Below are 9371 nucleotides of genomic sequence, written 5' to 3'. Positions count from 1 at the left end.
ATCGGTTTCTGTTGGTGCTATTTAACAGGTGAATGGCAACATGATCGAAAAAAAGCGATAAAAATAAAGAAGCATGGACGACTTTCAGTCAGTTTATTTCGATACGGTTTAGACTATGTTCAGATGGCTATTCTACGTTTGATTGGTTTTGGAAAAAAAGAAGAATTTAAGAAAGTGCTCGCAATTTTAAGAAAGAAAAAGCCTGATAGGACAAGGGCTCTATGAAATTTGTCGTGTACAGAGGTTGATTTTAATCATTTCAGGTATTCATCCATTTGACCGTGGTACATGGGTGATGGAGGTTTTGCCTGTCTTAATTATTGTTCCATTATTGATTTACACCTATAAAACATTTCCACTCACTAATCTCTTGTATAGCCTAATTTTTTTGCATGCAATGGTATTAATCGTCGGTGGGGCATATACCTATGCACGTGTACCTTTAGGTTTTGAGATCGCTCAATGGTTCAGTTTAGATCGAAATCCTTATGACAAGATTGGACATTTTATGCAAGGTTTTGTGCCTGCCATTGCTGCACGGGAAATTTTGATTCGACATCAGATTTTAGCCAAAGGGAAAATGCTTAGTTTTATTGTGATCTGTATTGTACTGGCCATTAGTGCGACTTATGAATTGATTGAATGGGCAGCTGCATTAGCGCTTGGACAAGGTGCGCAAGAGTTTCTTGGTACACAAGGATATGAATGGGACACTCAATCTGATATGTTTTTTGCCTTAATTGGAGTAATAACTGCCTTGCTATTGCTGTCCAAATGGCATGACCGACAAATTGCAAAGCTGATGAATTGATCTTAATCAATGCATGAATCTGTCATTAAGAAACGACAGATTCATTTTTCTGTGAGTATTTTGCATACGCCAGTGCAATGAGCAGAATTGCCAAACCACCCAGGCTTAAAACAAAACCCACCCAGATCGGTGCTAACCAACCCATATTATGGCTAAGTACCCATCCTCCAAGAAATGCGCCTAAGGCATTGGCTAAATTAAATGCGGAATGATTTAATGATGCCGCTAATGTTTGTGCATCGCCTGCGATGTCCATTAAATGTGTTTGTAATGCGCCACCTAATCCAATCACAGTGAAACCAATCAGAAATAAGGCTGTAATCGCAGTATAGAGATTAGACATCATAAAACTTGCAAGTACAAAGGCGAGTGCAGAACTCACCAAAATTCCAATCATCGTTCTAAATAGGCTTTTATCTGCTAGCCAGCCTGAAACGAGACCTCCAATCACCATACCAACACCCCAAATGGCTAGCGCAATCGGGACGATACGAATATCGGCGTGTGTATATTCAGTTAAAATTGGAGATACATAACTATAAATAGAGAACATGCCGCCAAAACCAACTGCACCCACTGCAAGCGTTAGCCACATATTGATGTTTTTTAGACCTGCCAATTCCGCTCTAATACTGGCTGACTTTTGTAGTGGAATATTGGGAACGAAAAGGCTGACACCGATTAAAGTAATAAAGGCAATCACGGCAGAAAACTCAAAACCAGATTTCCAACCAAATTGCTGACCAAGCCAAGTTGCAATAGGAACCCCAATCACATTTGCAAGGGTGAGTCCCATCATGACTTGTGCAATCGCAGTTGCTCTACGTTGTTTTCCTGCCAATTCGGCTGCAACTAATGCGGCTACACCCAAATAAGCACCATGAGGAAAGCCTGCAATAAAACGCGATATCAGCATAGCTTCAGATGTTGTTGCGAAGGCAGTGGCGGCATTGGCTAAACCATAAAATAACATCAAGCTGAGTAATAGCGTTTTACGCGGTACTTTAGCTCCTAAAATTGCAATAATCGGTGCGCCAACCATAACACCAAGCGCATAGGCGCTAATGAAATAGCCTGCATGTGGAACACTGACATTTAAATCAGTAGCGATTTCTTGAATCAACCCCATAGCAACAAATTCAGTCGTTCCAATACAGAAACTACCAACTGCCAAGGAGAAAATCACTAGAAAAAGAGAGAAATTAGGTTGAGGAGATAAATTTAACAACTGTTTTAATCAGAACATAGAGAGATCTAAATTATAACCATCAAGATACTTTAGATCTTAAGCTTATCGTATTGATTGTGCATATTTATCAGATTTCGTAGAGCCTTTTGGCTATACCTTGGCAATTCATAGAAGTAAAAAGATGGCTGATTACAGAGAACTACTTAAAACTAATTTTTCGACGAATCTGTATTTTATTCCAGCTTATAGGCCTGAGTTAAATCGAATCGAGATGGTATGGAAGCAAATGAAATATGATTGGCGAGATTTTCAAGTCATGACAGCTGATAAAATAGAGCAATGAATGCAGAAAGTATAAAACCAATTCGGAAAAGAATACATGTTTACTTTTTAATGACAACTTATAATCAGTAAATCAATAAAAGAAGAATGGGTATTGAGCATGTATTTGGCAGCCTGAAAACCTTCAAGATCCTTGCCGAATGTTATCGAAATAGAGGCAAAAGACTCGGTTTGAGATTCAATTTAATTGCTGGAATCTATAACTTGGAGCTGAGTAAAAAATGATTTATGAAAGAAGTCTATTATAAAAAAGTTTTAATTATTTATGTCAAATCATAAAAGTAGAAATAGTCGCAACTACTTCTACTTTAATTAGAGGATGTATCAGGCTTAATGAGGTGGTAGCAACATAATAACTGCTTGATTCAGTAACAAGACGATATCTTCTAAAATATCTGTATGATTAAATTCTTCATCAAATGTTAAGCTTGCACCATCTGCAATTTGTTTCAGTTGTGCTTGGAAAGATTGAGAAATACAGATATTTTCCCCATTTGCCCAAAAGTCTAATAATTGATCTTGTTGTCTATAGAGCAATCTTGATGCAGGTTCTAGAATAAGTTGATAGCCGCTATTAATAACTTCAAGTAAATCATCTACCACAATTTCATCTGGCTCAGGAATGCTATTGGGATATTTAGACTCACTCATGTATGCCATGATCGCAGCATCAAATTCTGGTGCTTGAGTGAGATAATCAAGTAATTGAGTCTTGAGATAAGAAAATTCGGAATTATTTATCTCTCCAATAGCATTTGTTTTTATGCGAGTAATATCCACGAGAGGATTTGTTAAGACTGAGTTTTTTGCGAATTGTTCACTGAGTCGATCTGTCATTTCAGCTAAATTTGGCATACGGAAGCCAAATGAGAAAGTTAAACAATCATCCTCGGCAACGCCATAATGAGCAAGACCAGGCGGTACATATAATAGATCGCCAGGTGCAAGTACCTCATCAAAATTTACACTCATTTGAGAAAGGAGTTTTAATGGTTGATCTGCAACAAACTCTGTTGATTCATCACACATTTGACCGAGTTGCCAACGGCGATGACCATGCCCTTGTACAAGGAATACATCATAGAAATCGAAGTGCTTACCAACAGAGCCACCTTTAGGTGCATAAGAGACCATGATGTCATCGCGGCGCCATTGAGGAATAAATGGAAATTTTTTCCAGAGCTCAGCAATATCAAAAGAATAATGGTCCACTGCTTGAACTAGTATAGTCCAAAGATTCGGTAACTTTTGGAAATCGCCTTTAGTGAGTGGTGATGATTTTACATGCCATTCATTTGGATTTTTATTTTTTTGACGAATCAAGCGAGCACTGACATCTTCTTCTAGCGCTAGTTCCTTGACATCTTCGGGTTCTAATAAACCCATAATTTCAGGCATTGCATTGCGAACTAACAATGGTTTTTTTTGCCAATATTCATTCAAGAATTGTTCTGCGGTAATACCGCCGAGTACCGCTAAGGATTCAGACATGTCAAAGAGACCAGCAACTTAAAAATTATGGTGTATTCTCTATTGAGTTGAATATCGGTGCAAGTCTTGTGATGATTGTAAGTAAATCTATAAGAAATTCGGTTTAAAAGCTTCAGAAAGTATTTAATCTTGATCAATTAGAAGTGGACTCGTTCACAGCCTTTCAAAAAAACAGTATGCTTAAGATGCAGAAAGGAGCATACATGTATCAAGTACTGGCAAGAAAATACCGTCCTCGTAATTTCAATGAGTTAGTTGGGCAAAACCATGTTTCTCGTGCTTTAACCAGCGCATTAGAACGTGGGCGTTTGCATCATGCTTATTTGTTTACAGGAACGCGCGGTGTCGGTAAAACCACAATTGCCCGTATTTTAGCCAAATGTTTGAACTGCGAGACAGGTGTGACCTCAACCCCATGTGAAGTCTGTGCAACCTGTAAGGCCGTAAATGAAGGTCGTTTTATTGATTTAATTGAGATCGATGCGGCATCACGGACCAAGGTTGAAGATACCCGCGAGTTACTCGACAATGTGCCTTATGCGCCGACGCAGGGTCGCTTCAAGGTCTATCTGATCGATGAAGTGCATATGCTTTCAACGCATTCATTTAATGCCTTGCTCAAAACTCTGGAAGAACCACCAGAGCATGTGAAGTTCCTCTTTGCAACGACAGATCCACAGAAATTGCCGATCACCGTCATCTCGCGCTGTTTGCAATTTACGTTACGTCCTTTGGCTGTTGATGAAATTACGGAACATTTGACAGCAATTTTAAATAAAGAGCATATCGAAGCCGATCAAGATGCGATTTGGCAAATTGCAGAATCTGCACAAGGTTCATTACGTGATGCTTTGTCTTTAACAGACCAAGCAATTGCTTATGGTCAAGGTGCAGTCCATCATCAAGATGTTAAAGATATGCTCGGTTTGATTGACCGAACCATTATTTATGATTTGATTTTGGCAATTCATCAAAATCAGCAAGCACGGGTAAGTCAGCTACTTCTACAATTTAGACAGCAAGCTTTAGATGTGTCCTTGGTTTTAGACCAATTGGTTTCTACCTTGCATGAATTGGCATTGTTGCAATATTTACCTGATCTTGCACTGAAATATAGTGAAGAAATTAACCAGAAGATTCTACAATTGTCGAAACTCATTTCTGCCCAAGATTTGCAGTTGTATTATCAAATTGCCTGTAAAGGTCGAGCTGAGTTGCAACTTGCGGTGACGCAAGAGCAAGGCTTTGAAATGACGGTGTTGCGTTTACTAGCGTTTAGGCCTTTGACTTTGAATGAAGTTACTGTAACTGCAACACCTGTTACGCAAATTACAGCGCCTGAAGCGCATCAGCCTGTACAGGATTCAAGTACAGAAAATCAGTTTGCAGTTCAGCAAGAAGCGGTTAGCGTTGAACCTGAACCTGAACCTGAACCTGAACCTGAACCTGAACCTGAACCTGAACCTGAACCTGAACCTGAACCTGAACCTGAACCTGAACCTGAACCTGAACGCATCATTCAGAATGAAAATGTTATGGTTTTTGATGCAGCGGATGGGCAACTGATTGGGTTGGATCATTCAGCTATCCATCAGCAAAATGCTCATTCCAGTGAATTCAAAGAATCAGATGAGGTATTGATTTTTCCCGTAGAGGAACAAACTGAAGTTACACAAATCATCAATCAAGCACCTGAGCCAAACGTTAAGGCTGAACCTGAATTGTTTGAAGAAACATTTATTGCTACGGAACAGCAAATTGACAACCAATTTGCCATGCCTGTGGTTGATGTAGTTCAACAGGTTGAAACGATGCATTTGGCAGACCAAGCTAATCTCATGCCTCAAGATATTCTTAAACTTCGTGAACAGGTTTTGGAGGGTGAGTGGAATCTGGATAAATGGGAATACTGGTTTAGAAATAGTGAACTTTCGCCAGCCGTCCAGGAGTTGGCACAGCATGGCATCATGCAGGGGCATATTAATGGCTCATCTGTGTTTCATATTCCGCAGAAATACGAGGGCATGTTGTCACAATTAAGGCAGGCGTTGGAAGATGCACTTAAGTCACAGTGGCCGAATACGCAGTTTAATGTGCAATATCAAGATATTGATTCGATAACACCTTTTACCATGCAGGTCATGCGTAAGGAAAAGGCGTTTCATCGGGCTGTTGAGTTATTACAGCAGGAACCTGCCATTAAAAGTTTAATTGAAACCTTTGATGGTGAGTTACAGAATATTCAACTCAAGTCCTGATGCTTGAGTCCCCCCTAAATTTAATATTTGGCTTGTGGTTTCTATCTAACTGCTTGTTGCAAATACTTATTAAACATACAGAATTGTCTATTTATTTTAAGTAATTAAGGGCTGGTGCATAGTAGAACCAAAAAAATTATGTTAAAAAAAGAAAGCGAATAATATACTGAAAATAAGGAAAAATAATAATGCGCCGTTTGCCTGTTTATATTTTATTGGACACCTCAGGTTCGATGCATGGAGAGCCGATTGAAGCGGTCAAGAATGGGATGCAAATTTTACTTTCAACCTTGCGTCAAGATCCCTATGCGCTGGAAACAGCTTATCTTTCTTTAATCGCTTTTGATAGCCACGCTAAACAACTGGTTCCTTTAACTGAATTGGCTGCATTTCAAGTACCTGATTTGCAGGTAACAGGAACTACTGCTTTAGGCGAGGCCTTAGCCTTGTTGGCTGAGAAGATTGAACAGGAGGTGGTGAAAACAACGGCTGAAATTAAAGGGGATTGGAAGCCGCTTATTTTTATAATGACTGATGGCGTACCCACTGATGACTGGCGTAAAGGTTTACAACGTTTACAACAAGTCAAAACAGGCGTGATTGTGGCATGTGCCGCAGGGCATGGGGCAGATACATCCATTTTAAAACAAATCACGGAAGTGGTTGTTGAGTTGGCAACCGCAGATTCCAACACAATCAAGGCATTCTTCAAATGGGTGTCTGCAAGTATTTCCACAGGTAGTCAGAAAGTAGATGCAGCCCAAAAAGAAGTGAAAGGCTTGGGTGATTTGCCACCGCCACCACCCGAAGTCAATATCGTATTATAAAACAAATATTAAAATCAAAAGGAGATCAAAATGGCTGTAAGTTTAGGAAAAGGTCAGGGCATTAGTCTAAAGAAAACGGAAAATAATCTGTCACAGGTGACCATTGGCTTGGGGTGGGATATTCAGGAGCAGAAAAAAGGTTTTCTGGGAGGCTTGTTTGGCGGAAAAAATGCCGATTATGATCTTGATGTTGTTGCTTTTTTAGTGGGGCAAAATGGCAAGGTCAATAATTTAGGGCGTGATACTCAAGGCAATGTGACTTTGCAGAATGGGGATGTAGTTTTTTTTAATAATCAGCGTCATTCATCAGGACATATCTGGTTGACAGGTGACAACCGCACTGGTGCAGGTGATGGGGATGATGAGCAGATTGTGGTTAAACTGAATGATCTTGGGCAGCAATACCATAAAGTGGTGTTTGTGGTGCAAATCTATAATGGGGCCAGCAATCAGCAACATTTTGGTCAGGTTAAAAATGCTTTTATTCGGGCGGTGGATACCACAGGCAAAGAGATGGTGCGTTTCGATTTATCAGGTATGGGACAATATGACCAGCAACGTTCGTTGCTCTTTGCCGAGCTGGTTCGGGAGCCTACAGGCTGGAAGTTTAATGCAGTCGGGCAGCCATCAAGTTCTGATTCATTTGTGGAATGGTTGAAACAATACGCTTAATTGATGATTTGTATAAGGGTTTTTACACAATGCGCCGTTTGCCTGTTTATATTTTATTGGATACTTCGGGGTCAATGCGAGGAGAGCCAATTCATTCCGTGAATGTTGGATTGCAGTCGATGCTTAGTGCATTACGGCAAGACCCTTATGCACTGGAAAGTGTGCATTTAAGTATCATTACCTTTGATTTAGAGGCAAAGGTCTATTTGCCACTGACCCCACTCGATCAGGTTCAATTGAACAATATTGATGTGCCAAGTGCAGGGGCAACCTTTATGGGCGCTGCTCTGGAGTTGTTGGCAGAACAAGTGAGCCATCAAATTCAAAAAAGTAGCGATGAAATTAAAGGGGACTGGAGACCTTTATTATTTGTCATGACAGATGGCTCACCCTCAGATGTGTATGCATATCAGCAAGCAGTTTCTGTGATTCAGCAATTAAACTTTGCCAGTATTGTTGCCTGTGCGGCAGGGCCCAAAGCCAAAACTGAACATTTATTGCAACTGACAGATAAAGTTGTGGTATTGGATACCATGGATGCTGCATCATTTTCAGGATTCTTTAAATGGGTATCGGCAAGTGTGGTGGCAGGCAGCAGCAGTGCAGGCATTTCAAGCTCGATTTCATTGCCACCACCACCGCCTGAAGTGCAACTGGTTTTATAAATAACGGTATAAATTATTAAGGATATTCAGCTAGATGCGACGTTTACCTGTTTTTTTTGTGTTGGATTGTTCTGAATCCATGGTGGGGAAAAATATTGAGCAGATGCAGCAGGGTATCCAGCTTATCATGCAGCAATTACGCAAAGACCCTTATGCGCTGGAAACGGTATATGTATCAGTGATTGCCTTTGCAGGAATTGTCCGAACCCTTGTGCCTTTGGTGGAAGTGTTTGCTTATTATCCAGTGAAATTACCTTTAGGTGGTGGTACACATTTAGGTAAGGCATTGGAACATTTAATGAATGAGTTTGATCGTCATTTGATCAAGACGACAACGGAAACCAAAGGTGACTGGAAGCCAGTCGTATATTTATTTACAGATGGGCGACCAACCGATGAATGCAAGGATGCCATTTATCGCTGGCAAAAAAAGTATGCTCGCCGTTGTACACTGATTGCACTGGGAATGGGGAAAAATGTCGATTATCACACCCTAAAGCAACTGACAGAACACTGCATAGCCTTTGATGAGTTGAATGAAAAGGATTTCCAAAGGTTTTTCCAATGGATCAGTGCCTCAGTCGTTGCACAAAGTAAAAGTGTGGGGGATGGTGAACAGCAGCAACATCTACCGCCTTTGGATGAACGCTATATGCGGCTGATTAAAGATGTTCAGCCACGAACTTTGCTGGATGAGCAGTGTGCAACTTTTGTTGGGCGTTGTGGAAAGTTAAATCGCCCTTATTTGATGAAATTTGAACGTGAAATTCAGTATCAGGCCCCTAAAGACTTAGATATTAACCTCAATTTGTATCACTACCAACTGAAAGAGTGCTGCAAAATTGATGAGGATTATTTTACCTGGTCAGATCAAAGCCAACACCAACAGCAAATCAATACCACTTTGCTTGAAGGCACGCCTGAGTGCCCACATTGTTTGGCAGAAACGGCATTTGCCATGTGTGGCTGTGGTCAATTAATGTGTTATGACGGTTTTAGTGAAGAAGTTAGTTGTCCGTGGTGCCGCCGTCAGGTGAGTTTTGGCTATGGCGGTTCGGATGGGTTTGATGTGCAGCGTGGTCGAGGCTAAGACATCTGTCTTAAAGGTAAAAGGAA

Annotated in this window: 8 protein-coding genes and 3 pseudogenes; 9 read left to right on the top strand and 2 right to left on the bottom strand. The window is 40.5% G+C overall.

Annotation, left to right across the window (positions count from 1 at the left end):
• Positions 1-225, top strand: a pseudogene (locus F908_RS08605) (IS4 family transposase); the annotation flags it as partial.
• Between the two features lie 70 nt (positions 226-295).
• Complete coding sequence (locus F908_RS08600; protein WP_081399880.1) at positions 296-811, top strand: DUF2238 domain-containing protein; 516 nt, start codon at positions 296-298, stop codon at positions 809-811.
• A gap of 25 nt (positions 812-836) precedes the next feature.
• Here F908_RS08600 and F908_RS08595 read toward each other — a convergent pair whose 3' ends face one another.
• Positions 837-2039: an MFS transporter gene (locus F908_RS08595; protein ID WP_005160478.1), complete on the bottom strand. Its 1203-nt coding sequence runs from the start codon at positions 2037-2039 to the stop codon at positions 837-839.
• 121 nt (positions 2040-2160) lie between these two features.
• On the opposite strand from F908_RS08595, the pseudogene F908_RS15575 reads away from it, so the two are divergent.
• Together F908_RS15575 and F908_RS15945 are read left to right on the top strand one after the other, a co-directional pair.
• A pseudogene (locus F908_RS15575) lies at positions 2161-2343 on the top strand (transposase); the annotation flags it as partial.
• A gap of 89 nt (positions 2344-2432) precedes the next feature.
• Positions 2433-2567, top strand: a pseudogene (locus F908_RS15945) (IS5/IS1182 family transposase); the annotation flags it as partial.
• A 105-nt stretch (positions 2568-2672) separates the two neighbouring features.
• Here the strand turns inward: F908_RS15945 and F908_RS08585 are convergent.
• On the bottom strand, positions 2673-3833 hold the full coding sequence (locus F908_RS08585) for a cupin domain-containing protein (RefSeq protein ID WP_005160475.1): 1161 nt from the start codon (positions 3831-3833) through the stop codon (positions 2673-2675).
• A gap of 203 nt (positions 3834-4036) precedes the next feature.
• On the opposite strand from F908_RS08585, the gene dnaX reads away from it, so the two are divergent.
• The 5 genes from dnaX to F908_RS08560 all read left to right on the top strand — a co-directional run bounded on the left by dnaX (position 4037) and on the right by F908_RS08560 (position 9345).
• Positions 4037-6091 (top strand): DNA polymerase III subunit gamma/tau, encoded by a 2055-nt coding sequence (gene dnaX / locus F908_RS08580; RefSeq protein ID WP_005160473.1) that lies wholly within the window; start codon positions 4037-4039, stop codon positions 6089-6091.
• A 188-nt stretch (positions 6092-6279) separates the two neighbouring features.
• Positions 6280-6918 (top strand): vWA domain-containing protein, encoded by a 639-nt coding sequence (locus F908_RS08575; RefSeq protein ID WP_005160472.1) that lies wholly within the window; start codon positions 6280-6282, stop codon positions 6916-6918.
• A gap of 30 nt (positions 6919-6948) precedes the next feature.
• On the top strand, positions 6949-7590 hold the full coding sequence (locus F908_RS08570) for a TerD family protein (RefSeq protein WP_005160471.1): 642 nt from the start codon (positions 6949-6951) through the stop codon (positions 7588-7590).
• 29 nt (positions 7591-7619) lie between these two features.
• Positions 7620-8255, top strand: a complete 636-nt coding sequence (locus tag F908_RS08565; protein WP_004799339.1) for a vWA domain-containing protein — start codon at positions 7620-7622, stop codon at positions 8253-8255.
• Between the two features lie 34 nt (positions 8256-8289).
• A complete protein-coding gene (locus F908_RS08560; protein WP_005160469.1) occupies positions 8290-9345 on the top strand; it encodes a TerY-C metal binding domain-containing protein in 1056 nt (351 codons plus the stop codon).
• The last annotated feature ends 26 nt before the right edge of the window (positions 9346-9371 follow it).

This window comes from Acinetobacter sp. NIPH 284, assembly GCF_000369425.1.
GTDB lineage: Bacteria > Pseudomonadota > Gammaproteobacteria > Pseudomonadales > Moraxellaceae > Acinetobacter.
This window is presented reverse-complemented; position numbering and strand designations above follow the sequence as displayed.

Coding starts and splice junctions, on each gene's coding strand:
- F908_RS08585 (WP_005160475.1), bottom strand. CDS start 3,833: ATGTCTGAATCCTTAGCGGTACTCGGCGGTATTACCGCAGAACAATTC.
- F908_RS08565 (WP_004799339.1), top strand. CDS start 7,620: ATGCGCCGTTTGCCTGTTTATATTTTATTGGATACTTCGGGGTCAATG.
- F908_RS08575 (WP_005160472.1), top strand. CDS start 6,280: ATGCGCCGTTTGCCTGTTTATATTTTATTGGACACCTCAGGTTCGATG.
- F908_RS08570 (WP_005160471.1), top strand. CDS start 6,949: ATGGCTGTAAGTTTAGGAAAAGGTCAGGGCATTAGTCTAAAGAAAACG.
- dnaX (WP_005160473.1), top strand. CDS start 4,037: ATGTATCAAGTACTGGCAAGAAAATACCGTCCTCGTAATTTCAATGAG.
- F908_RS08560 (WP_005160469.1), top strand. CDS start 8,290: ATGCGACGTTTACCTGTTTTTTTTGTGTTGGATTGTTCTGAATCCATG.
- F908_RS08600 (WP_081399880.1), top strand. CDS start 296: ATGGAGGTTTTGCCTGTCTTAATTATTGTTCCATTATTGATTTACACC.